At 39.9% G+C, this 25,676-nt stretch carries 22 protein-coding genes and 1 tRNA gene; 13 read left to right on the top strand and 10 right to left on the bottom strand.

The genetic code is table 11. The features are described from left to right. Nucleotides 1-19: 19 nt before the first annotated feature. On the bottom strand, nucleotides 20-2,140 hold the full coding sequence (locus AACZ73_RS05530; RefSeq protein ID WP_339876119.1) for a M56 family metallopeptidase: 2,121 nt from the start codon (nucleotides 2,138-2,140) through the stop codon (nucleotides 20-22). Then, on the bottom strand, nucleotides 2,140-2,511 hold the full coding sequence (locus AACZ73_RS05525) for a BlaI/MecI/CopY family transcriptional regulator (RefSeq protein WP_339876117.1): 372 nt from the start codon (nucleotides 2,509-2,511) through the stop codon (nucleotides 2,140-2,142). Before AACZ73_RS05525 ends, AACZ73_RS05530 begins: the two co-directional genes overlap by 1 nt. Before the next feature lie 338 nt (nucleotides 2,512-2,849). On the opposite strand from AACZ73_RS05525, the gene AACZ73_RS05520 reads away from it, so the two are divergent. From AACZ73_RS05520 to AACZ73_RS05510, 3 genes are read left to right on the top strand one after another with little or no spacing between them, the layout of a single operon-like run. Beyond that, nucleotides 2,850-3,962: an alkene reductase gene (locus AACZ73_RS05520; protein WP_339876115.1), complete on the top strand. Its 1,113-nt coding sequence runs from the start codon at nucleotides 2,850-2,852 to the stop codon at nucleotides 3,960-3,962. A 44-nt stretch (nucleotides 3,963-4,006) separates the two neighbouring features. Then, nucleotides 4,007-4,771: an NRDE family protein gene (locus AACZ73_RS05515; RefSeq protein WP_339876113.1), complete on the top strand. Its 765-nt coding sequence runs from the start codon at nucleotides 4,007-4,009 to the stop codon at nucleotides 4,769-4,771. Nucleotides 4,772-4,777: 6 nt separating this feature from the next. Beyond that, a complete protein-coding gene (locus AACZ73_RS05510) occupies nucleotides 4,778-5,752 on the top strand; it encodes a YpdA family putative bacillithiol disulfide reductase (protein ID WP_339876111.1) in 975 nt (324 codons plus the stop codon). A gap of 169 nt (nucleotides 5,753-5,921) precedes the next feature. Here the strand turns inward: AACZ73_RS05510 and AACZ73_RS05505 are convergent, their stop codons facing one another. From AACZ73_RS05505 to AACZ73_RS05490, 4 genes are all read right to left on the bottom strand, one after another. Further along, nucleotides 5,922-7,853 (bottom strand): OmpA family protein, encoded by a 1,932-nt coding sequence (locus AACZ73_RS05505; protein ID WP_339876109.1) that lies wholly within the window; start codon nucleotides 7,851-7,853, stop codon nucleotides 5,922-5,924. Between the two features lie 216 nt (nucleotides 7,854-8,069). After that, entirely contained in the window at nucleotides 8,070-8,558 is a 489-nt protein-coding gene (locus AACZ73_RS05500; protein WP_339876107.1) for a hypothetical protein, read from the bottom strand. Nucleotides 8,559-8,636: 78 nt separating this feature from the next. Beyond that, nucleotides 8,637-9,428 carry a (Fe-S)-binding protein gene (locus tag AACZ73_RS05495; RefSeq protein WP_339876105.1) on the bottom strand — a complete coding sequence of 264 codons (792 nt, stop codon included), beginning with the start codon at nucleotides 9,426-9,428 and terminating at the stop codon, nucleotides 8,637-8,639. A gap of 103 nt (nucleotides 9,429-9,531) precedes the next feature. Further along, nucleotides 9,532-10,869: a 4Fe-4S dicluster domain-containing protein gene (locus AACZ73_RS05490; RefSeq protein WP_339876103.1), complete on the bottom strand. Its 1,338-nt coding sequence runs from the start codon at nucleotides 10,867-10,869 to the stop codon at nucleotides 9,532-9,534. Nucleotides 10,870-10,971: 102 nt separating this feature from the next. Between AACZ73_RS05490 and AACZ73_RS05485 the strand changes: the two genes are divergently transcribed. The 6 genes from AACZ73_RS05485 (at nucleotide 10,972) to AACZ73_RS05460 (ending at nucleotide 14,517) form a co-directional block, all read left to right on the top strand. After that, nucleotides 10,972-11,044 (top strand) — tRNA-Phe (locus tag AACZ73_RS05485). A gap of 274 nt (nucleotides 11,045-11,318) precedes the next feature. Continuing rightward, nucleotides 11,319-11,810 carry a sigma-70 family RNA polymerase sigma factor gene (locus AACZ73_RS05480; protein WP_339876102.1) on the top strand — a complete coding sequence of 164 codons (492 nt, stop codon included), beginning with the start codon at nucleotides 11,319-11,321 and terminating at the stop codon, nucleotides 11,808-11,810. Next, a complete protein-coding gene (locus AACZ73_RS05475) occupies nucleotides 11,807-12,238 on the top strand; it encodes a hypothetical protein (RefSeq protein WP_339876100.1) in 432 nt (143 codons plus the stop codon). Before AACZ73_RS05480 ends, AACZ73_RS05475 begins: the two co-directional genes overlap by 4 nt. Nucleotides 12,239-12,241: 3 nt before the next feature. After that, the gene (locus AACZ73_RS05470; protein WP_339876098.1) at nucleotides 12,242-12,787 is read left to right on the top strand and encodes a DUF4252 domain-containing protein; all 546 of its coding nucleotides are present in this window, start codon (nucleotides 12,242-12,244) and stop codon (nucleotides 12,785-12,787) included. A gap of 86 nt (nucleotides 12,788-12,873) precedes the next feature. Continuing rightward, on the top strand, nucleotides 12,874-13,362 hold the full coding sequence (locus AACZ73_RS05465) for a DUF4252 domain-containing protein (protein ID WP_339876097.1): 489 nt from the start codon (nucleotides 12,874-12,876) through the stop codon (nucleotides 13,360-13,362). 588 nt (nucleotides 13,363-13,950) lie between these two features. Continuing rightward, nucleotides 13,951-14,517, top strand: coding sequence for a hypothetical protein (locus AACZ73_RS05460; RefSeq protein WP_339876095.1), 567 nt, complete (start codon nucleotides 13,951-13,953; stop codon nucleotides 14,515-14,517). Between the two features lie 443 nt (nucleotides 14,518-14,960). Here the strand turns inward: AACZ73_RS05460 and AACZ73_RS05455 are convergent, their stop codons facing one another. Both AACZ73_RS05455 and AACZ73_RS05450 read right to left on the bottom strand, forming a co-directional pair. After that, a complete protein-coding gene (locus AACZ73_RS05455) occupies nucleotides 14,961-16,691 on the bottom strand; it encodes a M14 family metallopeptidase (RefSeq protein WP_339876352.1) in 1,731 nt (576 codons plus the stop codon). A gap of 12 nt (nucleotides 16,692-16,703) precedes the next feature. Next, nucleotides 16,704-18,311, bottom strand: coding sequence for a M14 family metallopeptidase (locus AACZ73_RS05450; RefSeq protein WP_339876093.1), 1,608 nt, complete (start codon nucleotides 18,309-18,311; stop codon nucleotides 16,704-16,706). A gap of 211 nt (nucleotides 18,312-18,522) precedes the next feature. Here AACZ73_RS05450 and AACZ73_RS05445 point away from each other — a divergent pair, with 211 nt between their 5' ends. The 4 genes from AACZ73_RS05445 (at nucleotide 18,523) to hemH (ending at nucleotide 22,547) form a co-directional block, all read left to right on the top strand. Continuing rightward, nucleotides 18,523-19,353, top strand: a complete 831-nt coding sequence (locus AACZ73_RS05445; RefSeq protein WP_339876092.1) for a universal stress protein — start codon at nucleotides 18,523-18,525, stop codon at nucleotides 19,351-19,353. A 6-nt stretch (nucleotides 19,354-19,359) separates the two neighbouring features. Further along, nucleotides 19,360-20,595 carry a cation:proton antiporter gene (locus AACZ73_RS05440; protein WP_339876090.1) on the top strand — a complete coding sequence of 412 codons (1,236 nt, stop codon included), beginning with the start codon at nucleotides 19,360-19,362 and terminating at the stop codon, nucleotides 20,593-20,595. 272 nt (nucleotides 20,596-20,867) lie between these two features. Further along, nucleotides 20,868-21,362 carry a DUF4168 domain-containing protein gene (locus AACZ73_RS05435; protein ID WP_339876088.1) on the top strand — a complete coding sequence of 165 codons (495 nt, stop codon included), beginning with the start codon at nucleotides 20,868-20,870 and terminating at the stop codon, nucleotides 21,360-21,362. A 150-nt stretch (nucleotides 21,363-21,512) separates the two neighbouring features. Then, complete coding sequence (gene hemH, locus AACZ73_RS05430) at nucleotides 21,513-22,547, top strand: ferrochelatase (protein WP_339876086.1); 1,035 nt, start codon at nucleotides 21,513-21,515, stop codon at nucleotides 22,545-22,547. A gap of 80 nt (nucleotides 22,548-22,627) precedes the next feature. Here hemH and AACZ73_RS05425 read toward each other — a convergent pair whose 3' ends face one another. Both AACZ73_RS05425 and AACZ73_RS05420 read right to left on the bottom strand, forming a co-directional pair. Further along, nucleotides 22,628-23,521, bottom strand: coding sequence for an N-acetylmuramoyl-L-alanine amidase (locus AACZ73_RS05425; RefSeq protein ID WP_339876084.1), 894 nt, complete (start codon nucleotides 23,519-23,521; stop codon nucleotides 22,628-22,630). 214 nt (nucleotides 23,522-23,735) lie between these two features. Beyond that, nucleotides 23,736-25,517: a glycoside hydrolase family 15 protein gene (locus AACZ73_RS05420; protein WP_339876083.1), complete on the bottom strand. Its 1,782-nt coding sequence runs from the start codon at nucleotides 25,515-25,517 to the stop codon at nucleotides 23,736-23,738. Between the last annotated feature and the right edge of the window lie 159 nt (nucleotides 25,518-25,676).

Here is a 25,676-nt window from a genome sequence, read left to right as displayed (position 1 = left end):
ATTTAGAAGAACGACAACTCTATTTATTATCGTCTTTTTTCTTTAATTCCTGCTCAAGTTTTTTCTGGAATTCCTCGATTTTGCCAGCATTCTCCTTTTGCCAAACTTCCATTTTACGCTGGTATTCTTCCATCTTTGGCTGCATCTCCTTTTCCCAAGCTTTCATCTTGGCTTCGTAGTCTTCCATCTTCGGCTCATTGGAATCTTGCCATGCTTTCATTTTGGCTTCGAATTCCTTCATCTTCGGCTCATTTGCCTTCTGCCACTCCTCCATTTTTTTCTCAAACTCCTTCATTTTGGGCTCGTAAGCTTTCTGCCACTCTTCCATTTTCTTTTCGTAGGCCTCCATTTTTGGTTCATAGGTCTTCTGCCATTCAGCTATTTTCTTCTGATACTCCTGAAACTTTGGCTGCATGGAACTTTCCCATTCCTCCATTTTCATTTCAATCTCTTCGGTACGTTTCTTCATTTCTTGCACCCATTTATCCTTCTCCGCTTTAGACATATTCACGGTGTCTTTAGGAGAAAAAGAATTAGGGCCAAAATCGAATACAGGAGGTGAAATCATGAAATCCATGGAGGGCATAGTTCCCATATCAAAATCCATAGCGGGCATTTCACCCATGTCAAAATCCATCATGGGTGCCATTTCGAATTCCATTGGAGGTACGGGCGCCAATGCAAAATCCATCACAGGAGCCATTGTCTCGGCCGGAAAAGGCGGCATGGGTGAAAGTACTAATTCCGGCATATTTTCAAGGACAAGCGTTTCGCCATTATGACTGTAAACAAAAGAGCCTTTTTTGTTACTTTTCATGATGACAGTATCACCTTTGGTGATGATCGTGTCCCCCTTTATCTGAATATGTAATGGCTTTGCATACTTATATTGAATGACTTCATTATTTGCATTTACATAAACTGGATTGCCGTCAGTGATCACCACTTTTTTAACTTCATTGTCCACAACGGTATCCACGGAGAGGTTAATGTTTGAATTAACATTTGCGTTGAAATTGATGTTTTTCTCGACATCAGCAATTGCCTGCAATCCGGAGTGTACATCAACAGTGGCAGGAGAAATTTTCTCAACAGAGACAGAGACATCCTGCTGCGCTGTAGCCATTAGACCAGCGCTTAATAAGAGTGTTAGTAGCATAGGGATAGAAATAATAGGGTTTTGAGGATATGTCTGAGCTGGGTGGCCCAGAATTCTTTTGATTCTTTGAAGGGTTGGATTTCTTCTTTTACCGGCTGCAAGGGCAAGCTCAGGAGGATTTTGCCTCGCAAAATTCAATACTTCCGCCAGACTGTAGGCAAGTTCTTTTGGCGCTATGCCCACCTGCACAGCAAAATCATCAGCGGCATTTTCTCTTAGCTCTTTCACCGTCTGGTTCATCCACCAATAACACGGATGATAGAAGAATATTACTTCCAATGCAGACTGAAAGAGATTTATGAGGTAATCGTTCCGCTTCACATGTGCCAATTCATGAGCAATAATTGCTTCTAATTGTACTGGTGTTAGCTGAAAAATTAGTCCTGCAGGGATAAGTATAATAGGTTTGAGGTAGCCAAAGGTGATAGGTGAAACTCCATAGGCAGTCAAGCGTATTTCTACATTTTTAGAAACATTCATTTTACCCATTAAGCGATATAGCATCTTTTCTAGCTGAAAATCCTGAGGATCTGAAGAGGTTTTACGAAGTGTTCTGACTTCCGAAAGACTGTTAAATAGTCGGAAAAGAAACAGTAGAGCACCCACAAACCAGAAATTGACTAAGAGCGGTAGCTGGACTTCTATCCAATTGATCAGCATTTTGATCATGCCCTCCACCCCAACAGTTGATGATGCCTGAACTTCACTAAAAATCATTCCTTCAAAAACAACCCGGTCTAGCAAAGGTGTGGGACTGAAGTTTGAGAGCTCATAAACGAAGGTGGCTAATGCAAATAGCAGACTTAACCCTAATCCACCCAAGGCAAGATTGTATTTAAGGCGTGGGTTACTTTTATGGAATACTTTCAGTGATAACCATAATGCAGCACCTATTAATACTAATTGCCATAGCGAATGGACGAGTGTCCAGCCCATAGCATATAATAAACTTTCCGAAACCCAGTCGTTTAAAAGATTCATTATTTCTTATTTTCTAATTTGTCCAAAAATGCCCTAATCTCATCCAATTCCTCCTTTGATGGGTTTTCTTCGCCCAAAGCTTGAAGTACCAATTTCTGCGCAGAGCCACCAAAAGCTGTGGTGACCAAATTTTTTAAAAGAGATTTTTGTGTCTCTTTTTGATTAGTAACAGGACTATATACATGGGTTCGTTGTTCCTCATTTCGGTTGACCATTCCTTTAGCGTGCATATTTTGCATCGTCTTTAATGTGGTCGTATATCCGGTGTCCTTTGTCTCAGCCAATCGCTCATGGATCTGGCGAACACTGGATTCCTTCATTTCCCACAATAGGGAAAGTATTTCTAATTCTGACTCTGTTGGTTTGCTCATGTGGATTATACGATGACTTTCGTACCAAAGATATACGAAGAGAATCGTAAGTACAAATGTCTACGAAAATAATCGTATTAAAAATTGTTAATCGCCTGTTTTTAAACTAGTTATTTTATTATCACTCTCCTCACCGATAAGATTTAACACAAATTCAATCAATTTATTTTAAAGTGAATGCAGGCAAAATGGCCCGATTTTCATCTTTGGAGAGGTTTTGTAGGATTAGAAATAGTTCTTTCTATTAACATGCATCCGGAAGGATCTTTCTTTGAACTTTCCCATTGCCAAATTAGTTGTATAGACATTGAATTTTTAATCACATAACCAACGATACCATGAACAACGATCAACCACTTCTTAAACCAATCACATTACCCGGAGGATTAGAATTAAAGAATAGAGTTTGGATGGCTCCTATGACCCGAAGCCGTGCTGATAATCCAGCAAACAAGCCTTTTGAAATACATGAAAAATATTATTCCCAACGTGCATCAGCTGGACTGATCATAACCGAGGGCTCGCAAGTTTCCAAAGAAGGAGTAGGTTATATTAATACTCCGGGCATTTACTCCGATGTGCAAGTAGAAGGCTGGAAAGGCGTAACAAAAGCTGTACATGAAAAGGGTGGTAAAATTTTCATCCAAATTTGGCATGTTGGCAGAATTTCACATCCTGATTTTCATAATGGCGAATTACCTCTGGCGCCTTCTGCTATTAACCCAAATGAAAAATCCTATACGCCGGAAGGATTCAAGGAAACTGTGACCCCAAAAGAAATGACTCGGGCGGAAATCAAACAAACAGTTGAGGACTTCAAAAATGCAGGTAAAAATGCTATGGAGGCAGGTTTTGATGGAATCGAAATCCACAGTTCCAATGGCTATCTTCTTCACCAATTTTTTAATGCGACCAGCAATGTGAGAAGAGATGAATATGGAGGATCAATTGAGAACAGAGCTAAAATACTGTTTGAAATTATAGATGCACTTAAAGAAGTGATGCCTGAGCAAAAAATCGGCTTGAGGCTAAACCCTTCACTTAATGGTGTTTTTGGCATGGAAGCGGATGAGGAAACAATTCCGACTTTTGAATATATCGTCAAGAAATTGAATGACTACGATTTAGCGTACTTACACCTTTCCGAGCCATTTACAGACGTTTCTGAAATTCCATTTCTGGTAAGTCATATTGCTAAGCACTTTAGACCGTTATATAAAGGAACGCTCGTTATCAATGCTGGCTTCGATCAAGAAAAAGGTAACAAAGTAATCGAAGCAGGTGATGCGGATGCTGTTGCTTACGGAACATTATATATTTCCAATCCTGACTTGGTAGAGCGCTTTGAACAAGGAGCAGAGCTAGCAAGTCCTGATAAAGATACTTTCTATACACCTGGTGAAAAGGGATACACGGATTATCCTAGTCTGGAGGAATCGAAAGTTAGTTAATCACCTAAAGGCCGGAAATTCCGGCCTTTTCTTTATTTTAGCCTATGTGTCTCGTAGCTTTTTCCTGGAAAACTCATCAACAGTATCCTTTAATCATCAGCACTAACCGTGACGAATTTTTTGATCGCCCTTCACTACCTATGAGTCAGTGGGAATCTGGCTTTTATGCAGGAAAAGATCTAAAAAGTGGAGGAACCTGGATGGGTTATCATCCGAATGGACGTTGGTCACTTTTGACTAATTACAGGGATTTTAGCAAGCCAAGAATAGCCGAAATCAGTAGAGGTAAGCTAGTCGAAAATTGGCTGGAGAGCCAAATTTCCGCTCAGGATTATTTGGAGAAAATCAGAAAAAATCAGCACAAATATGATGGCTTTAATCTTTTGGTCAGTGATGGAGATAATTTGTATTACTTCAGTAATTTTTCTTCTGAAATAAAAGAAGTGAAACCAGGGATTTACGGGCTAAGCAATGGCTTTCTTAATGATCCATGGCCAAAAGTAGAACTTGCCAAACAGCAACTTAAAGATCTGACAAACTCTGACTTCACCACCACTGATCTGCTAACTATTCTGAAATCGAGGGAAACTTACCCCAAAGAAAATCTTCCGAAAACGAGTGTTCCGTTGGAAATGGAGACTGCACTTTCCTCTCAATTAATCCGAATGAACGGAAATTATGGAACGGTTTCGGCCGCTGCTGTGGTTCAACATAAATCCGGTATGGTCCATCTCAAGCAAAGAACCTATCAATGGGATCCTGAGCACTATTCTGACCTTGATTTTCAATTTCAACTCGAACAAACCTAAGACCTAATGTCAAACAAAATATATGATGTACTCATCGTTGGTGGAGGACCAATAGGTCTAGCCTGTGGCGTAGAGGCCGGAAAAGCTGGATTGGATTATGTGATTATAGAAAAAGGGGCGCTCACGAATTCCATCTTTAATTATCCGATCAACATGACTTTCTTCTCCACGTCGGATCGACTGGAAATGGCGGGAATTCCTTTTATGTCGATTGGTAACAAGCCTAATCGCACTGAAGCGCTGGAATATTACAGAAGGATATTTTCTCATTTTGACCTTAAAGTGAAATTGTATGAAGCAGTAGAAACACTTGAGAAAAAAGAAGAATTATTTGAGGTCAAAACGTCCAAAGGAATTTATCTCACCAAAAACATTGTAATGGCAACTGGCTTTTACGATTTGCCAAATCTGATGAATATCCCTGGAGAGGACTTACCAAAAGTTCATCATTATTACAAAGAACCTTGGCCATTTATCAACCAAAAAATAGTTGTAGTCGGTGGAGCAAATTCAGCAGTTGACGCTGCCTTGGAAACTTGGAGAAAAGGAGCTGAAGTCACCATGATTTTACTCGATGAGGAAGTGGATCAGGCGGTAAAATACTGGGTTCGCCCAGACATCGTGAACCGTATCAAAGAAGGGTCTATCAAAGCTTACACCAAATCAAGACTGAAAGAAATCCGTGAGCACGAAGTCGTGATTGCTACTTCAGAAGGAGAAGTGACCATAGAAAATGACTTTGTATTAGCAATGACAGGCTATAAGCCCAACTTTAGCTTACTGAAACAGCTGGGAGTGAAACTAAGCGAAGATGAAAAATGCCAACCTCAATATAACGAGCTCAGTCATGAATCAAATGTGCCAGGAGTTTATTTGGCGGGAGTCGTCTGTGGAGGACTAAACACGCGGGAATTCTTTATTGAAAATAGTGTGGTACATGCCGGGATGATTATGGCAGATATAGCCGAGAAAATTAATTGAAAGTTGGTAGGTATTCACCTCTTTATGAATTTGTAATGAGGAAGCAATCTCTTAGCAATTTGTAAAGCCTGAGATTAATTTTTATTTAATACAAGCTATAATACTTCAACAAAAAGAGCCTGGCCAAACTATTTTGGCCAGGCTCTTAATTTTTTGGACAGCTTACTTTCTACTCTTTTATTTCAATTACTTTAAATTCTGTTCTTCGGTTAGTCTGGTGTTCTTCTTCAGTAGTTGCATTTTGAATGATCAACTGACTTTCACCATAGCCCTTAGCCACCAACCTATCAGCGGATATACCTTGTGAAACTATGTAGTCCACTGCGGACTGAGCTCTTCTCTGGGACAAGTTCTGATTGTAATCATCAGAGGAACGGGAATCTGTATGCGAGCTCAACTCGATACTAATGGCAGGGTTATCCTTTAAGATTTGCACCAATTTATCCAATTCTAATGCGGCATCAGGCCTGATGTCGGCCTTATCCAAATCATAATAAATATTCTCTAATACAATAGAACGATCAAGAACCAATTGGTCCAAAACTATTGTAGTATCCAACGTAATATTTGTTACATCCTGAACTAATGTAGAAATATCAGGAGTTTTCCCCACGGTTGTGTAAGGAATCGACTTAGAGAAGTAGCCGCTTTTCGAGGCAATGATAGTAAAATCAGAATTTGGCGTCAACGTAAATCTCACACGGCCATTTGTGTTTGACATATCACCACCAGCTTGCTTGCTAAGACTATCATACAAAACCACTCTAGCTTGCTCCAAAACAGCGTCTTCTTCTCCAGCTATGCGCTGCTTGGTATAGACATTGAGTAGCACGTTGATAATTTTTGGCTTCGGAGTTTTATCTTCAAAGAAATAAATATCATCGTCACCTATTCCACCATCCCGGTTGGATGAAATAAATCCAGCCTTAGGATAATCCGTAAAGAAAAGAGAAAAATCATCATTTAAACTATTGAAATTCTCCCCGAGATTTTTGATTACCTGAGCTCCAGAAGCCCCATTTTCAGCTACAAATAAATCCAACTTACCAAAGCCTGGATGTCCATCTGAGGAAAAGAAAAATTTACCATCCCCCATTGGTCTAGGAAAAAGTTCATTGCCAGGTGTATTGATGTTAGGTCCAAGATTCTTTGGATTTCCAAAATCCCCATTAGCCAGTTTTGTGGCTTTATACAAATCTATTCCCCCAAATCCTCCTGGTCTATTTGAAGCAAAGTACAATTCTTCACCATCCTCTGAAAAAGCAGGAGTGGAATTCCACCAAGTTTCATCCTCATTCACAGGCATCCAGATTGGCTGAGTGAATCCTCCTCCGCGGAAGTACGATACAAATAGGGCGGTCTCAGGAAGATCCTTATCCGAAGTAGAATTACCTCGGGCATAAATAATTGTGTTACCATCTGGACTGACGGCGATAGCAGCCTGATTCAGACCTTCTTCATTTTTAAATTCCGGGAGAGCCTGTGCTCCACTTACATCTACGCGAAGTCCATCTGCCCTTGCGCGGAATAACTTAGTATATGGAGATCCATCAGCTGGATAAAGACCGCTTGCCTGACGACCAGAGGTAAAGTAAATAAATTCCTCACTGATGACAGGCGCATAGTCAGGTCCAGCGGTATTTAAATCCTTATAGTTAACCAATACATGATTTGGCCAGTAATTATCTATTCCCTCCGACAATTTGATTGCTTCTAGTTGGCGCTGAGTTTCTGCCAAATATGTCTCGTCCTGAGTATAACCCTTTGCTTTTTCAAAAGCTTCCCTTGCCTCTTCCTCCTTATCCTGAGCTTTCAAACTCAATCCAAGGCGATAGTAGCTTTCAAAAGTTGGATCCTCTTCGATGAGTTTCTCATAATATGGGGCCGCGTCTTCAATACGGTTGGAGAGTCGGTAACTTTCCGCAATCACTTGATTCGCCTCCTTATTTTCAGGATCATCTGCTAAAATCTGTGAGAAAGAGTTGATGGCATACTGGTATTGACCAGAGAGGAATTGGTCATTTCCTTTTTCCTGAAGGCTCTTGCAAGAGCTTACTCCTATGATAAGTATTAAGCAAATCCACAAAAAATGGTTTTTCATCTGTTTATAATTTGTCTTTCAAAGGCCATATGGAATCTCGCATAAATTATAATCATCTTTAATCTAAACTAAAACCAAGCTCGATTTCATGTGCTTAAATTTGATTTTATACGGCAACATGGAATCTCAAATGGTTGCTCTCTCAGTATGTGACGCTTGAATTGTGTCAGATTTCATCTGAAAGGTGATTGATGATCTATTCTGAATATTACTAAATTAATTTGGAAAGTATCTGTTCATCCAACTTTTCCCTGCTGAAATCCACATACTCTCAAGGTCTTTTTTGTTTTGTACCTGAGGATTTATCACCAATGTTTGAGACCCTATCTCTCCAGAAGTGATTTTTGACTTGATTCCCAAAGCAGAAGCTACGGTGATTTCACCTGTGTTGGACTTAAATGTCACTTTTCCTTGATCAGTTATATTGTTTTCAATTTCCCTCTCCAACTCTCGTAATGCTCTGACAGAGCTATCAATAGAACAGCCACTAGCACCCAAGCCCGATTCATCCACCGCCAATACCAGGATCTGATTGTCAAATATCTGAAATGAAGTTGGCATTAAGTTGCCATGTGTATTCCATCCATCGCAAAAAGCGGATAGTTTGGACGCGATTAATTCCTTTTCCTCCTCAGTGAATTGACGGGCTGCTTGATAAACCCAAACCCGTGAATCTTCTGACATTTCACTAAATTCTACGTACATAATAACTTGTTACTTATTGGCAAAGAAAAACCCTTTCTACCTAACGGCAAAAAGGGCCAAATTGATTCATTCGAAATATCAAATTCCCATATCCTTAGCGATCATCTCCGCTAAGTCATAGACTTTCACTTCAGCTTCCTTCTCCTTATTCTTTACACCGTCTGTCATCATGGTTAGGCAGAATGGACAACCTACCGCGATAGCGCTGGCTCCCGTAGCCAGGGCTTCCTCGGTTCGCTCTACATTGATATCTTTTTTGCCAGGCTCTGGCTCTTTGAACATCTGTGCACCTCCAGCGCCACAGCACAGGCCTTTTGTTTTGCATCGTTTCATCTCTACCAACTCAACATCCAGTGCTTTGATCACCTCTCTTGGTGCTTCATATACATTGTTTCCTCTACCTAGATAGCAGGAATCGTGAAACGTAATTTTCTTTCCTTTAAACTCTCCCCCTCCCTTTAATGCTACTTTTCCTTCATTAATCAGTTGTTGAAGAAATTGTGAATGGTGTATCACCTCATAATTACCTCCTAATGCCGGATATTCGTTTTTTATGGTATTGAAGCAGTGAGGACAGGCAGTAACCACTTTCTTGATATTATAGCCGTTCATTACCTGAATGTTCGCAACAGCTTGCATCTGGAAAAGAAATTCATTCCCCGCACGCCTAGCAGGATCTCCGGTACAAGATTCCTCAGGACCGAGCACGGCAAAACTTACCCCTACCTTATTTAATATTTTTACAAAAGCCTGTGTAACGGCTTTGTATCGATCATCAAATGATCCGGCACAACCTACCCAGAAAAGAACTTCTGGACTTTCTCCTTTGCCAGCCATCTCGGCCATTGTTGGAACTTTATATGTTGACATAATTTAGAATTACGATTTTGAGAAGTATGATTTACGAGGTCAAATCAAGAGTTTCGCTTTTCCCGCAAATTCAAACTCTATGGGTTACAAAATTTTTCAATTTTTAATCTGGAATTTCTTCATCCTTTACTTTCTCAGCCCAGTTAAAACGATCTTGGGGGCTGAATTTCCATGGAGCAAAACTGGTTTCCAGATTTTGAAACATAGCGTTCCATTGCGGAGGGGTTCCTGACTCTTCCATTGCTACATAGCGGCGCATTTCCAAAATGATTGACAATGGATCGATATTTACTGGACAGGCTTCCACACAGGCATTGCAACTTGTACAAGCATTCAATTCTTCTTTGGTAATGTAATCACCTAATAGTGACTTACCATCTTCCAATCCTTTTCCACCAGAGTCCAAGCTCTTCCCAACTTCCTCTGCGCGATCCCGCACGTCCATCATTATTTTTCGGGGAGAAAGTTTCTTACCCGTCAAATTAGCCGGACACTCAGAAGTACATCTACCACATTCTGTACAGGAATAGGCATTCAGTACATTAATCCAGCTCAAATCATTAATGTCTTTGGCTCCGAATCTACCTATCTCTGCCGGTGGGTCTGCAGGTGCATCCGTGGGAATACCAAGCATCATATTTACTTCATTGGTCACAGCTGGCATGTTTACCATTTCACCTTTAGGCCTCAGGTTCGAGTACCAAGTGTTTGGGAACGCTAGGAAAATATGCAAATGCTTAGAATACGTTACGTAAATAGCGAACGCTAAAATTCCGATAATATGAAACCACCAAGCTGACCGTTCTACAAAAATCAGCAGTCCTGTACTCATATTTTCCAAGATCGGATGAAGCAGACCGCTAAAGAATAAATCTCCGACTACAATGTAATGTCCTACCCCTCTCGATGCCAAGATCTGGTCTGCAGCATTCATTTTCAGAATAGCAATCATCAGGACAATCTCAATGCAAAGAATCAAGTTTCCATCCATTGCCGGCCATCCTTTCATCTCCGGCTTAGTGAACCTTGGCACTTTGACCACATTTCTTCGTATCAAAAAGATCACACATGAAACCAGGACCATGACAGCAAGAAACTCAAAGAAATTCATAGCCACCACGTATACTTCTCCAAGGTAAGGAGCAAATAACCTATGAGTACCTAAAATGCCGTCCAAGACAAACTCGAGTACTTCAAGGTTGATCACCAAGAATCCCACATAGACAAACAAGTGGAGAAAAGCAGGAATAAACCGCTTAAACATCTTTTGCTGACCAAAAGCTACTAATAGCATCGTTTTCCAGCGTTTCTCTCGCCGGTCATTTCTTATTTCATCTTTGCCCAGAAGAATATTTCTTCGGAGAAATTTAACCCTTTTGATCAAAAAGAAGCCCGCAGCAATTAAAATGATCAGAAATATAAGTTGAGGTAAAAAGCTCATAGTGACGTTATTAGCGTGTTTCTTGGGTTTTAGTCTATATTTTTTTCTAAAATGGCTTGCTTCAAATACTCAAATACCTACCTTTGCATCACTTTACAACAAGGTGATATAGCTCAGTTGGTAGAGCATCGGACTGAAAATCCGTGAGTCGATGGTTCGAGTCCATTTATCACCACAAGCCATGAAGAAATTCATGGCTTTTTTTATGTGTTCTAGCTTTAGATTTTCGATCGATTTTTCCATAAGATTTAAGCAAATTAGGAAATAGTAGGCATGCATACTATTTCCTTCTCTAATTTAGAAGCAATTTAGTGTACTCAGCTATCTCAGCCAAAAGCTTAAAGAATTGAGAATCTTTGCCTATCCATTATTACAGTTTAATTAAAAAACTTTTTATTTTTTTTTATGTCAACTGTAACATTCCGCATTTCCATGCATTACCGTATTAAATGAAGTCATTTTTTGAAGCACATATCTGGCCACAAAGAGGCAGGCTCTATCGGCTAGGGTATCTCTGGGTGAGGGACCGATCCCTTACAGAGGATATGCTTCAGAATGTTTTCGAAAAATCTTTTGCACGGGAAGAGGAACTTCGCAGCCATCCCAATCTTACAGGTTGGCTTGTAAGTAGCTTGAAAAATGAAGCGCTGATGCACTTCAGGCAAACTAAGAAATTGGATTCACTGGAAGGTTTGGAAGATTTAAAAGTGGAAGAATCAATCTCTGATGAGACAAAAGATTCGGTGAAAAAAGTAATGGATCTGGTAAAAGGTCTGCCTTTAAGACAGCAGGAGATTTTCCACCTGAGAGAAGTAGAAGGATTAAGTTATGAGGAAATTACCGAGCACCTGGATATTAGCCTGGAACAAGTGAAAGTAAACCTTCATAGAGCCAGAAAAAGCATTCGAGAGCGGATGCTCAACCAAACATCAAACAAATGAGGAATCAGCGAATAGACGAATTATTGGAAAAGTACTGGGAAGCTGAGACTAGCTTAGCTGAAGAACAGGAACTGAAGCACCTACTTCAATCTGCAGAAGGATATACTGAAGAGAAGACATTGTTTATAGGTATAAGCAAACTTTCCTCCGAGGAGCCAAACCTAAAAATGCCAACTAAAACAGTTCCTATCAAATCAAGAAACTGGATGAGTTGGGCTGCATCGGTTGCAATCCTCGTCGGTTCTATTTGGGGATGGACTGTATTTGAGCAAAAGCAAGCTGAGGAGGAAGCATACATGGAAGTGATGCAGGCTTTTGCCTTGATCCAAAATAACCTCTCCAAAGGTCAGGAAGAAATGGGTGTAATGAATGAAATGAAATACCTGAACACAACAAACCAATTATTTGGTAACTCTATATCAAAATAAGCCATGAAGAAATTTCTATTAATTCAGCTTTTGCTATTTGCCTTTATTATCAAGGTGCAAGCTCAGGACGATGCGATCCAGCGCTTTTTCTCAAAGTACATGGACGATGATAGATTCTCCAGAGTATATATCAGCCCGAAGATGATGCAGATGGCAGGAGGATTCCTGAAAAGTAACGCTGGAACAGATAAAGACTCGGAGGATCTTGGCATCCTCATTCAAAAAGTAAAAGGAATTCGTATTCTTTCTTCCGACGAAGTGAATGGGATGACCTTTTACCAAGAAGCAATGGGAACCCTTTCTAAAAACAAGTACGAAGATCTTATGATTGTCGAAGACAAGGGAAGTAGCCTCAAGTTTATGGTCCGTGAGGAAGGAGGTTTGGTTAGGGAATTAATGATGATCTCTGGAGAAGATGGAGACTTCACCTTATTATCGATGTTGGGAAGTTTTACTTACGAAGACCTCAACTTGCTTGCAGAAAAAACTGACATACCAGGAATGGACAAGTATGGAAAAGGAAGCAAAGGTCCAAAAGGATCCAAATAATTTTCCATAGAGCAGAAACTAGAAATAATCACACAAGTCCCCTTAAATAAAAATTCTAAATACAAACCATACTATATAATAAGCATATGAAAAAGCTAATTCTAACCTTAATCTTAATCGGATCAGTGATGGCCCTTCAGGCGCAGAGCAAAAGTGTAAAGGCTCTGTATGAAAAATACAAAAGTGAGGACGATTTCTTCCACATGGAGCTCGGAGGCAACTTCATGAATTTTGCAGAAGGCTTTAAAATCGATATTGACAAAAATGATATGGCGACGGTGGCCAAATCTATTGAAAAATTGAACTTCTTCACCCTACCCGATCAAGCCGATAATTCCCGAATGGAATACAAAGCACTACAAAAAGGACTGGAGAAAGAAAGATATGAGTTGCTGATGGAAGCTTCCGAGGGAAAAAAAGGAGGGGTAATCGTATATTCTAAAGGAGGAAATACCATTTCAGATTTAGTAGTACTGGTAGGAGGCGATGATGGGGACCTGATGGTAGTAGAATTGAAGGGTAAATTTGATCAGGAATTGGTTGCAAAAGCCACAAATTATAAGGGTATTCACTGATCTCCGCAAAAATCTGAAAATAGTGGGTATTCATATTTATGAGTAATTCCTCCAAACTGGTTTAGAAAATCATTTCTAGACCAGTTTTTTTTGTTCATTATAAAAATGATGGGTAGAATATTCAAGCATTAACGCTTCTAAAAGTGTTGATTTTGTTAAAAAAGGCTCATGAAATCATGGTTTTTATAGAGTCTTCAAAAATTTTTTAATTTTTTTTTCACAAAATTTCCATTGGAATTCTATAGAAATACTTTTTAAGCGTGGTTATTTTATTTTGTATTAATTACAAAAACAGATTATTATTTTTAAAAATGACCAAATCTCAAAATACCGAGAGTTTCGCTATCGATTGCGATAGCATTTTATTAAATCCACAATAATTCAAGCTGTTCGTTACCAAATCATTAACAATGATCTTTTTTTATTGAAGTATTTGCAATTAATGATTTCCGTCGTACCTTTGAATCGTAATAACAAACCAATCGGTTACCCCGATGAAAAACGTAGCCCAAATTACCCCACCCAGAGACGGATCAGCCGTCTGGCGGTTACACTAAAATTAGAAACCTATTCAAACCAATTATTAAAATGAAAAAATTACTCACATTGCTTTTTGTAGCTGGGATTGCTGCAGGAGCGTTTGCAAAATCAGAAGTCACAACAGTACTTATCAGAAAAACTGAGGATACTAAAGTAGCAGTATCATTTAACGAAGCGCCACAAGGAACTGTGATCGTTAAAATCACGGATTCTGAAGATCGTTTGATCTTAAGAGACAGAATCAGCAAGAATGAAGCTTTCGCTAAAAAATATGATCTGAAAGCACTTCCTGAAGGAACTTATTCTGTAGAGGTTTTAGACGAATCAGGCGTTTTAAGAACTGCTTCTTTCGATAACTATGTGACTGAAGCTCCAGCTGTATTCTCTAGAGTTTCTCAAATGGGAGACAACAAATACAGATTGCTAGTAAGCAACTTAGAAGCTAAAGATATCGAAGTAATGATCTATGACGGCGACAAATTGATCCATACTGAGAAAATAGACAATCCTCAGGGACTTCACAAAATCTACTCTTTTGATAAAGTAAGTGGAGCTGGAATCAACTTTAAAGTAAAAACTGCATCTGGATTCGAAAGCTTCGTATCTAGCTTATAAGCTAAACCAACTTTCTATATAATTCAACCCCGCTTGAGCAATCGAGCGGGGTTTTGTTTTTATAGATTTTTTAATCAAATATGATACAGATCCTTCCCCGCTTATTTCACCGAAATTATCCTACCACCTTAGGAAATCTTAATCTATTAATAAAGTGCCACCGTACTTTACGAGCAGGAGCCTAATTCTTAACTATCCAATCCTGATTACAAATTGTCTATAAAAGATTTTCTGACAGTCATGCACAGTACATTCATTGCTGTAAGAATTCTGTACTGAAAATATCTTTCTTAACGAAGATCCAAAAACACACTTTCTGTGTAAACCTTAATGATCTCAGCGGCTAAAATCATTACACAAAAAAAATGCGAAGCACTTCTGCTCCGCATTCTTTATTTTTCTGGCAGGGCTATACCCATTGAATACCAATCATTGCAATCTGATCACTTCTTCCAACTAGCCTTTCCTCCCTTAGCAGAATCAACGTTAATAGTATAATTTGATCCCGAAGACACAATCCATTTTACTTTTACTCCTGTCATACCTGGAATATTTGTAATTGAAATTTTTTCAGGAGTTAATTTTTGCTCTGCGAATTTCTTAAAGTCTTCATCTTCCACCACAAAGCCGGCAACCACTTTGGGCCCGGAAATGGTCACATAATCCGGCCTTTCAATTTTATACTTCAAATCCTGACTTGCATGTGTTGGCATAAGGCGCTCATTAAAAATTGTAGCCGTAATTGCTTTCATACCTCCACCCAAATCTTCTTCTTTCACATCCATAATAGAAAGTTTTGGCGTGTGGTAAGCGTGATAAATAGTAAAAGCAGTATTTCTATGCGCATCCTGCTCTAGTAAAAAACCAGGATGAGCTCTTCCGAAATTTTTCTTGAAGCCTCCAATCTCTATTGTTCCAAATTGCGGATGTTCAAATTCATGCCAATTCACGAAAGCATCTCCCATCGTCAACATCTGGTCTACCTCAAACATTTCATCCTGTCCTCTTCCTTCAGATTCTTTATGGTAATACAGATAGGAATTCATCAATTCATTGGAGTAAGTAAATACTCCCCTAACTCCATAAAACCAGTCCAACTCACCTCCAAAAACAGAATATAGATCTTTGTATACAGTCAAATACCTATAGCCTGGGATCATCTCTTCGCCTTTTTTTGCAATGGCGTCATAGATCCTGATATCATCACGATTATATGTATCAACATCCTCCTCTGCTCCTGGACCTCGTAGAATCATCCCACCAGAATTGTGAAAGCTTTGGGCTCCAGCAATATTAGGGTGCTTCATCACGAACTCCATGATAGAACGGTTTTCGGGAAGAGTAAAAGGATATCTTAAGGCTCCACGCTGAATATAGTCTGGCTGCCAGTTCCATCCCCAGTCACGATTTGGATCGTAATATCCTACTCCATCGTCATTCACTCGTCCATCCCCGTCTCCGTCAGTACCTTCCTGACCTAGCATTTCATATTCTCCAACTTTATCGGCACTTACCATGATAAGCTTACGGGGATCTTGTGGATCTTTGATGTAGCGTCCCGTAGAAGATTTTCTAATCATCATGGTGATATTACCATCTCCATCCAGATCGTCCATGCCATCTTCACCTGCCTCTCCATCGCCATCATTATCTAGGATCATCATACCTGACCTAGGTGAATTTGCTGTGTTTGGCTGCAGAAAGAAATCATTTCTTGCGTCAGGATTAATAGTCGGTGTGATATAGAAGGTTTTATCTTTCAGTAATTGTTGGATAAATTCATTATCCGCATGCATCTCAGTAAGGTACCACGCACCATATAGTGAGAATTCTCCTCCTTGGATTTCATTGGAATGTATATTGCCATCGATCCACATGGCAGGTTTGTCTGTGTCCTTTCCTGTAGAAAAGTCCGTAATGGTCAGGGTCATCATGTCTCTTCCTTCGTAAGACTTGCCTATAGATTCGAGTTTGGCAATATCAGGATGTGCTGCCGCTATCTTTTTCATATTGTCCACCAAGCCCTCATAGGTATAGTATCTATTAAAAGCGATTTCTACTTTGGGATTGTGTGGAGTACCTATTGCCCGGAAGAATTTCTCCTGAGCATCAACTTTATGGCTTCCAAGACTGAGTGCACCTACAGCCAAGGCAAGGATCATTTTCGTTTTCATTGTTTTCATGGCTTATAGTTTAACAGTAGTAGATGTGAATCCAGCATGGGAAGCTCCGGCTTTTACAGTCACGCTTCCATTTCCACGTATAATCCAGCTAAAGCTAGCTTTCTCATAAGCACCGAGTGAATCCATCAATTCAATCTTATTTCCAGACAAAATTTTATCTGTATCAACTTCCATATCAATTCGGATTTTACGTAACCATCGGGATCTTTCTCCCATCTCCGAATGTGTAGGAATAGCTGAATTATTGAATAAATCCATGCTAATACGAGTTAGGCCATTTCCAAGTGATTCAGTTTTTACATTATGAATCTCCAACTTTGGCTGCATCGCTGCCAATTTCAATATAAAATCAGTCTGCTGATTTGCAATTTCTTCAACCTGATCGAAAGGAGGATTTGTCATAACAAATGGCTTGATACCACCTACTTCTACTTTTTTACCAGGAAAATCAGGATGCTGAATTTCGGTCCAGGGAATGAAGACATCATTCATTCCCAATGAATCGGCCCAAGCCAAATAGTTGGCCTCAGCATTCGACTTTCCCTTGCCGGTAGAATCTTTAAATTCCGGAACCCAATATCCGGGCGTGCTAAAACTCAACCTGCCAAAATGAAAATATGCCCACTGAAAAAAGTCACCGTCAGTTCCTTGGTTGTCTTGCTGGAAAGCCTTCTGGCTCACAGTTTCATTATATACATCAGACACTAACGCATTGATCGCTTGATCCTTTTCCAAAATCGAAGTCACAATTCTTTTTTTGGCATTTCCTGCGTTGTATTTCAGAGGAGAGGAAAGATTATTCGCCGGAGAAAAAGTTACAAAAGCGAACACGTTCCATTGCTCAAACAAATAGTCCAATAATGCTCTTGATTCTTTCTGAGTTACAGGCATATCACCTGCTAAGGGCTCGAATACCGGAAACTTATACGTCAATGACTTGTTGAATGCAATACCTTCCTTCAGATCTTCGGCAAACTCACCATCATTATCTTCATCTTTAGATTCCTTGTAAAGAGCGTATTTGCCTGCCTCGCCCTTGGATTTATCTGCCTTTACGAGAATGCGCTCGTCTTCTTTTGAAATTATATATTCCCCCATAGGATCTTCCACGCGCATCATTGTGATCATTCCATCGCCATTTAAATCTGTGTACCCACTTCCTCCTGGCATGCCATCCCGGTCATGATCTACAGATACAGCATTTCCCCTTCTCTCATATTTCAAAGAAGCGTGATACTGCTCATATGCGTCTGGAGACATATTTGGAAAAATGTAAAAAGTAGTATTTTCCAGTGCTTCAGAATGATCACTTACTAGCTTCTCCGCAAATTGAAGAGCAAGCTCCACACTTAAAACTTGATAACCCTCCACTCCGCCCACTACTGCGATCGCGGGTTTCTGGTCCATTTGTCCGGAACCTATTTTCAACGCCCAGATATCTTTGCCGCCTTCAGTTTTGGTAAGCGAAGTAAGTTCAGCGGAAGCATTGGAAGCAACGCGCTGCAATCTCTGATTTAGTTGACTGAGAGTAGGGTAATCTGACTGCGCAAAGGCAGTCCCCGATAGCCCCATTCCTCCAATCAACAACCAGTTGAGTAGTGTTTTTTTCATAGATCTCTTAGATTTTAATTTTCAGTTTTTCCGAATTCTGCAAAATATCGGTATCTAAATTTTACCAAAAAATCGGGATAAAATGCCCTTTCCTTTTTCTGATCGCATAATTAACTCTTGAATGGATATTCATTGTGATAAATGGAGATGTCTTAAAATTATTGGACAGAAGTGGAAAATTCGTTTATTTAAGGGCATTACCTTTTTCAAAATGTATCAAAAAGTAGCTCTTGCCATTGCTTTTTCTCCACGGATGGAAGCCCTTATTTCTGAAACAAAACGATTAGTTGAATTATTTGGCTCAGATCTCATCTTAATTCATGTCGGTAAAAAAACCGAGGAGTTGGAAGCAAAACTCGATGAGATTATTTCCAAAACCGGGTTGGACAAACTTAAAACCAAGCTAATCTGGAAAGAAGGAAAGCCTGTCAAAATGATCATTGAAGCATGCAAGCAAGAGCAGGCGGAGTTATTGGTAGCGGGAGCTTTAAAGCGTGAAGGTTTGCTGACGTATTATATGGGATCTGTAGGAAGGAAAATTATCCGAAAATCACCCTGCTCTGTTTTAACCTTAATCGAACCGAAAGTGGCTTCCACGGTCTTCGAAAAAGTAGTGCTGAATGGTACTCAACTGGAAATAACTGCCCATGTAATTAAAAGTGGTATTGACTTTTCCAAATGTGTGAAAGCTGACCAAGTGCACATTCTGAATGAAATCAAAATGTATGGCCTTCTGATGGGTACAGCAAGCGAGGACTCTGAAGAAGAAGCCTCTCAGACCCGTAGGCAATTAGTGCAAAACGAGGTGGACTACGTCGAGGGAATTTTGAAAAATATAGATCAGGGGGATTTGAAGATTAATATAAAAGTGACGGGTGGAAGATGGGCTGTGGAGCTGGCAAGATTCTGCGAGAAAATTGATGCAGACCTGCTGGTGGTGGGCGATGATCACAAACTTAATTTCTTTGATAGGATTTTTCCCCATCATTTGGAGGACTTACTCAGCACTTTACCTTGTAATTTATTAATAGTAAAAAATTAAACCTCCATGGAAACTTTAGACCATAAGGAGGTAATCAATCTACTCCTCCAACTCGCGTCGATACTTATCCTGGCCAGAGTATTTGCTGAACTGGCCAGAAAGTTCAAACAACCTGCAGTGATAGGAGAAATTTTCGCAGGAGTTATTCTAGGGCCTACTATTCTTGGCAATTTCTTTCCCGGTGCTCATGAGTATCTGTTTGGTACGCATGAGATGACAAACATGGCTTTTGATGGTTTTGTGCAAATATCCGTTGTATTGCTACTTTTCATTGCTGGTCTAGAAGTGGAACTACACATAGTGTGGAGTCAGGGAAAAAAAGCACTTTATATAGCCGTAGCCTCCATGATGCTTCCGATCATCGCGGGTTTTGTGGTCGCTTATGCTTTTCCAGAATTTCTTGGAGTGAATATCAATGACCGGATAGTTGCCTCAACTTTTTTTGGACTAGCTATCTCTATCACGGGATTGGCCATTGTTGCCAGGATTTTAATGGATCTAAATCTTTTCAAAACTTCCTCAGGCTTACTAATTATCGCAGCTGCCATGATTGTTGATGTTCTGGGATGGCTTATTTTCTCGGTGATTTTATCACTATCCGAATCCGGAAGTGAAGGTTTGGGAGTGTGGCCCACGATAGGTTTGACATTACTTTTTACTTTGGTTATGCTGACTATTGGCAAAGGTTTGATCAATCGCGTCCTACCTTGGATCAATAAAAAATTGGCATGGCCGGGAGGATTACTTTCACTTTCTCTGGCGTTATGTTTCTTGGCTGCATCTTTCACAGAATTCATTGGAATTCACGCTATTTTTGGTGCCTTTATAATAGGCGTAGCTTTGGGAGATTCTGAGTATTTGACAGAAAAGGCAAAAGAAATCTTACATCAGTTCATAAACAATATTTTTGCTCCCATCTTCTTTGTCTCCATAGGTCTAAAGGTCAATTTTATCACCGGGTTTGATCCTGGAATTGTAGGAGTGGTAATTATAGTAGGGCTATTGACGAAATATTATGGTGCTTATTTAGGGGGAAGACTTGGAGGAGTTTCGCGAAAGGAATCCATTGTAGCTGGCTTTGGTATGAGCACCCGTGGAAGCATGGATATTGTCCTGGGTTTGATCGCATTAGAAAATGGAATGGTCACAGAGCCCCTCTTTATAGGACTGGTAATCCTTGCTATAATTGCAAGCATGAGTGCCGGACCGTTGATTGGATGGGCAAGAAATCTGAAAGTTTAGGAATGGTAATCTTGGTTACTAACTACTAAAAATAACTGTGGAGCTCTGGGTCAAATTATAGTTACTTGGGGCAATCTATGCACTAAACTTTATTTTCATCTTTTTTTCTGTACTCCAATTATTTCAAGGGTTAACTTATTAAAACCTTGCGTAATTGGACTGAAAGGTCACTTAAAAAGTTAAAACTGGTTAAAAGTCAGACAATTGCTATTTAATGGTCTGTTTGGTTTTCTGTTTGTCAATTGGTTATTACTAACCAAATTTTCAACCATATGAATTACCTGAAAAAACTAAAAATCTTCACGTTTGCTGTAATGGCCTCATGTCTAATGACAACCGTATCAATGGCTCAGCAAGCAACTCCACCTGAAACACAAATAAAAGCAACACCGAATTTCTCTGAAGAAGAAATTAAAACCTTCGTGAAAATCAATAAAGATATCATGCCTTTACAAGAGAATATCCAAACAGACATGATCAGCTCAATTAAGGAAAGTGGTATTGAGGTACCGAGATTTCAAGAATTAGCGCAAGCACAACAAGGAGGGAAGCTTACAGAAGTATCAAGTGACCCGAAGGAATTAGAATCATTTAGCAAAGCCGGTGAAAAAATAATGAAACTACAGGAAGAACTCCAGACAGAGATAGAGCAGGTTATTGTTGAAAATGAAATGTCAACTGAAAAATTTGAGGCTATTTTCATGGCTTACAATAGCAACCCGGAAGTGAAGCAAAAAGTGGATAAACTCTTTTCCGAAGACACCTAATTATTGAATTTTCGATTAAAGAAAACAAACCCGGCCTGCGTCGGGTTTTTTTGTGGTTGAAAGATTCAATGAGGATTTGATTCTTTAGATGTACTTATTGAAAACAAAGCCCTTATTTTTGGGTCATAATTGAAAATCAAAAAACAGGAAATGACACAAACCGGAAAAACCGGCGTTTTGCTGGTGAACCTGGGAACTCCAGATAGTACCGCTACCGGCGACGTAAGAAAATACCTTCGTGAATTTCTAATGGATGGACGGGTGATAGACATCCCTTATTTCAACAGATGGCTGCTGATCAATTTAATCATCGCTCCTTTTCGTGCACCAAAGTCAGCCCATGAATATCGCAAACTTTGGACTGACCGTGGATCTCCCCTACTTTTTCATACCGAGGATCTCAGAGATAAATTGATCGAAAAACTTGACTCAAAGCTATATAAGGTAGCTATTGCGATGCGCTACCAAACTCCTTCCATAGAGGCTGGCTTGGAAGAATTACGAAAGGCTCACGTTACGAAAATTATTGTGCTCCCTCTTTTCCCTCAATATGCCTCGGCGTCTACAGGTTCTGTTCAGGAGAAAGTAATGGAAATAGCGAGCGAATGGCAGATCATTCCTGACATTTCATTTATCAGCAATTTTATAGAGCATCCTTTGTTTTTGGAGGCTTGGGCGGAGCGTGGACGTGCTATGTTGGAAGACAAAGAATACGACAAAATTCTATTTTCGTATCATGGACTTCCTGAGCGACAGATCCTCAAAGGATCCGTGGATGGCTATTGCCAATTGGGTGCTTGCTGCAATAAATACGGAGCAAAAAACCATTATTGCTACAGAGCACAATGTTTTCAAACCACCCGTTTGATCTGTGACAAACTTGGCATTCCAGAAGACAAGGCTGTGAACTGCTTCCAGTCAAGACTAGGAAAAGATCCTTGGGTAAAGCCCTACACGGACGAAGTCATCACCGAATTGGCTGGACAGGGAGTGAAGAAAGTACTGGCCTTCTCACCTGCTTTTGTAGCTGATTGTTTAGAAACAACCGTGGAAGTCGCAGGTGAATACCGGGATAAATTCCTGGCAGCTGGAGGAGAAGAATGGGACTTAGTACCAAGTCTAAATTCTGAAAACACTTGGGTGGAATGTGTGAAAGCAATGGTATTGGAGCAGTCGGGCAAATAGATAACCTCTAGGAAAAAAGCCTGTCAACTATCTATCAACGGTACAGTTGAACTTCATCTCTTTGTTGCAATTTCAAGATCTTAAAGATACTTCTTATACAGATTGTCCAAGATTCTCATATCTGTCTGAGTCAAAGCAGAATCTACGTCAATCTGTACAAAATGAAGTTTAAAAGCGCGAATTGCGGCCTGTGGATCGCTCACGTCATAGCCGATTACTCTCAAAGCTAGTATTGGATCTATTGATTGCTGAGCTACTGAATCTGTATTTTCGATAGGAATTGATAGATTATCATCATAAGTAAGGATAGGAAAAACTGCATCTTCATCATACCACAGCCCATATCCTTCGTCTGCCAGCTTTTTCCACGGAAAATAAATACTAGGATCGACTTTTCTAGTTGGAGCAATATCCGAATGGCCTATAAAATTAGCATCTGGTATTCCATATTTCCATTTCAATCTTTTCAGCAAAACCAACAAGCTTTCTATTTGTGCAGTTGTAAATGGCTCGCTGCCATTATTATCCAATTCAATTCCGATAGAGGCAGAATTTAAGTCTGTATCATTACCCCATTTTCCTCTTCCAGCATGCCATGAGCGCAAATAATCATTCAGCATCTGCACGATTTCTCCATCTCTGCCAATCACGTAATGTGAACTTACCTGAGTTCTGGTCAAAGTGAATGTATTGATTGTCTGTTGCAGAGAAACCTGGGCTGTGTGATGGATGATCACATAGTTTGGCTTTCTGATGCTGAAGTTGGTCGTTCCAATCCATTCATCAGTGATGCTAAGTGTATCGTAATCCAACTCAGCCTTAGTTTTGGGGATTTCCTGGATAAAAGCGGTTGCTTCCTTTACAGCCTTTTTATGAGCTTTATTGTTCTCTTTATAGATGTCTTTTGAACAAGAAAAGAAAGCTACTGCAATACTCACAACAAGCAGAGTCGATAAAATTCTTTGAAAACTCATGAGGTAAACCAGTTGATCAGAATTGAAAGCTACAAGTATTGCCTTAAGTCTGAAAACCAACTATAGAAAAATGGTAACCTTGCTATGCTAAAAAAAACTTTTGAAGAGGTATCAACGCCCCAATACACTTGACACCATCTCTCCACTGGAAATAAAAAAGTCCTGCTTATTTAAAAGCAGGACAATTCTTGATTTATATTTTTCAGGAAACCTTCTATAGGAAATTAGGTCTATCCAGTTTCTTACCAATCCGGAAAGCAGCATTCATCAAACCCACATGGGAATAAGCCTGAGGGAAATTACCCCACTGACTTCCTGTCTTCTGATCCACATCTTCGGAGAAAAGATGTAAGTGATTACAGTATTTCACCAGCGTTTCAAATCCTTCGACTGCTTCATCTAGTCTTCCAACACACGCAAGTGCCTCTATATACCAAAATGCACAGATCAGGAATGTCGTCTCAGGAACTCCGAAATCATCCATGTGCTTGTATCTATAAAATAAGAAATCTTTAGCAAGCAACTCATCTTCCAATGCTTTGAGATGGTTATTTGCTCGCTCCAGATCTTCACCAAAATACCCCATAGTGATCAACTGAAGCGTAGAAGCGTCCATATAGGTAGATCCAAGGGCCTGACCATAGGCTTTCTTTTCCGGTAGATAGCAGGATTCTATTTTCTGTATAGCTATATCGCGCAACTCTATCGCTTTTTGGTACATGCTGTCATCTTTTAGGCGAATACCTATTTTTGCTGCAGCACATGCTCCTGCCCAATGAAACAAAAAGGTATAGCAGTGCTCCTGCGCCAAATTTCTAAATTCCCAAAGTCCAGCGTCCTTCTCATTCATCGTAGCTTCGATCTTATTCAGCAGATTCATGATCATTGGCTTTGAGCTACTTCTCTCCTCCTCTGTGAATCGCTGATCTGAATATAGCGGAAGCAATGAAACCAAAACCTGACCGTACAGATCATTCTGAATATGGGTATACGCTTGATTACCAAAGCGTACGGGTTTATTATCCAAGTATCCCGCAAGATCAGAGATTTCTTCCGTCAAAAGCGAATCACCCGTAATAGAATACAACGGCTGATATCGTCCATCTTCCCCGGGACGTAGGTTATGTATAAACTCGAAATATTTCTCCAATTCCTCAAAGTGTCCTAAGCTATTGAAGCAAGTCAGTGTATAATAACTGTCACGTATCCAACAATAGCGGTAGTCCCAGTTACGGGTAGATCCTGGTGACTCCGGTAAACTGGTAGTCGATGCTGCAATGATTGCTCCAGTATCTTCGTACTGGTGGATTTTCAGAATCAAAGCCGAGCGAAGTACCAACTTCTGATGGAAGTTAGAAATACTGGTGGACTTCACCCACTCCTGCCAATAGGCAGTAGTGGCATGCAGAAAGCGTTCACTTGTTGTTTCTATTGGCGCTTCCAAAGGTCTTCCGTAAGTAAGGACTAAATAGATTGGTTTATTCAAGGCAAAAGCCTTTCCATCCATAATGTAGCTTAAAGGCGCATTGGTAGAAAGTCTAAGTTCCTGGTCTGTATCCATAAACCGAATATGATTGCTTCCCATACTCGCTTTAAGTAATCTGGCACCATGCTCAGCAGAAGGCTGACATTTGATGAGTATTTTAGGAGATCCTGATACCGCTTCGATCTTTCGAATCAGCATAAGTGGCTTGTAGTACCGATCAAAGTTTTTGAATCTAGGCGCAAAATCAGTTACTGCATAACTATCCTCACCGGATACCACTGTAGTTTTAAGTACGTTGGTATTTTCTAAATAAACTTGGGAAGACTCAAAATCTTCGAATTCTGGATAAATGGTGAATTCTCCACCCTTTTCACGGTCGAGCATTCCACCAAAAATAAAGTCGGAATCAAATCTTGGTAGACACATCCAGCTGATATTGGTGTCTAATTCTACATGAGCGATAAAGGCACAATTGCCTATCACCCCACTACCATAGGTATGTTTTTGCATTAAAGTCAGGTTTGAATTTTTATAGATGGCCTCGTAGGCCAATCTTCAAGAAAGCAAAAAAGGGGACGGAATGCAAAAATCCTGTACCCTAATGGAATTTCTATTTGTAATCGCAAGAATTAATTTGAAAATCAACTAATATTCACAAAGCATACTTTA

Origin of the sequence: uncultured Algoriphagus sp., assembly GCF_963974835.1 — a bacterium.
Taxonomy (GTDB): Bacteria; Bacteroidota; Bacteroidia; order Cytophagales; family Cyclobacteriaceae; genus Algoriphagus.
The sequence above is the reverse complement of the archived record's forward strand: the minus strand, read 5'-3'. Positions and strand labels throughout refer to the sequence as shown.

What these genes read in the sequence shown, in the direction of transcription:
- AACZ73_RS05450 (WP_339876093.1), bottom strand. Translation starts at nt 18,311, where the DNA reads ATGAAAAAAACACTACTCAACTGGTTGTTGATTGGAGGAATGGGGCTA.
- AACZ73_RS05455 (WP_339876352.1), bottom strand. Translation starts at nt 16,691, where the DNA reads ATGAAAACGAAAATGATCCTTGCCTTGGCTGTAGGTGCACTCAGTCTT.
- AACZ73_RS05480 (WP_339876102.1), top strand. Translation starts at nt 11,319, where the DNA reads ATGAAGTCATTTTTTGAAGCACATATCTGGCCACAAAGAGGCAGGCTC.
- AACZ73_RS05465 (WP_339876097.1), top strand. Translation starts at nt 12,874, where the DNA reads ATGAAAAAGCTAATTCTAACCTTAATCTTAATCGGATCAGTGATGGCC.
- AACZ73_RS05510 (WP_339876111.1), top strand. Translation starts at nt 4,778, where the DNA reads ATGTCAAACAAAATATATGATGTACTCATCGTTGGTGGAGGACCAATA.
- AACZ73_RS05500 (WP_339876107.1), bottom strand. Translation starts at nt 8,558, where the DNA reads ATGTACGTAGAATTTAGTGAAATGTCAGAAGATTCACGGGTTTGGGTT.
- AACZ73_RS05525 (WP_339876117.1), bottom strand. Translation starts at nt 2,511, where the DNA reads ATGAGCAAACCAACAGAGTCAGAATTAGAAATACTTTCCCTATTGTGG.
- AACZ73_RS05495 (WP_339876105.1), bottom strand. Translation starts at nt 9,428, where the DNA reads ATGTCAACATATAAAGTTCCAACAATGGCCGAGATGGCTGGCAAAGGA.
- AACZ73_RS05470 (WP_339876098.1), top strand. Translation starts at nt 12,242, where the DNA reads ATGAAGAAATTTCTATTAATTCAGCTTTTGCTATTTGCCTTTATTATC.
- AACZ73_RS05505 (WP_339876109.1), bottom strand. Translation starts at nt 7,853, where the DNA reads ATGAAAAACCATTTTTTGTGGATTTGCTTAATACTTATCATAGGAGTA.
- AACZ73_RS05445 (WP_339876092.1), top strand. Translation starts at nt 18,523, where the DNA reads ATGTATCAAAAAGTAGCTCTTGCCATTGCTTTTTCTCCACGGATGGAA.
- AACZ73_RS05520 (WP_339876115.1), top strand. Translation starts at nt 2,850, where the DNA reads ATGAACAACGATCAACCACTTCTTAAACCAATCACATTACCCGGAGGA.
- AACZ73_RS05475 (WP_339876100.1), top strand. Translation starts at nt 11,807, where the DNA reads ATGAGGAATCAGCGAATAGACGAATTATTGGAAAAGTACTGGGAAGCT.
- AACZ73_RS05515 (WP_339876113.1), top strand. Translation starts at nt 4,007, where the DNA reads ATGTGTCTCGTAGCTTTTTCCTGGAAAACTCATCAACAGTATCCTTTA.
- AACZ73_RS05530 (WP_339876119.1), bottom strand. Translation starts at nt 2,140, where the DNA reads ATGAATCTTTTAAACGACTGGGTTTCGGAAAGTTTATTATATGCTATG.
- AACZ73_RS05435 (WP_339876088.1), top strand. Translation starts at nt 20,868, where the DNA reads ATGAATTACCTGAAAAAACTAAAAATCTTCACGTTTGCTGTAATGGCC.
- AACZ73_RS05460 (WP_339876095.1), top strand. Translation starts at nt 13,951, where the DNA reads ATGAAAAAATTACTCACATTGCTTTTTGTAGCTGGGATTGCTGCAGGA.
- AACZ73_RS05425 (WP_339876084.1), bottom strand. Translation starts at nt 23,521, where the DNA reads ATGAGTTTTCAAAGAATTTTATCGACTCTGCTTGTTGTGAGTATTGCA.
- AACZ73_RS05420 (WP_339876083.1), bottom strand. Translation starts at nt 25,517, where the DNA reads ATGCAAAAACATACCTATGGTAGTGGGGTGATAGGCAATTGTGCCTTT.
- hemH (WP_339876086.1), top strand. Translation starts at nt 21,513, where the DNA reads ATGACACAAACCGGAAAAACCGGCGTTTTGCTGGTGAACCTGGGAACT.
- AACZ73_RS05440 (WP_339876090.1), top strand. Translation starts at nt 19,360, where the DNA reads ATGGAAACTTTAGACCATAAGGAGGTAATCAATCTACTCCTCCAACTC.
- AACZ73_RS05490 (WP_339876103.1), bottom strand. Translation starts at nt 10,869, where the DNA reads ATGAGCTTTTTACCTCAACTTATATTTCTGATCATTTTAATTGCTGCG.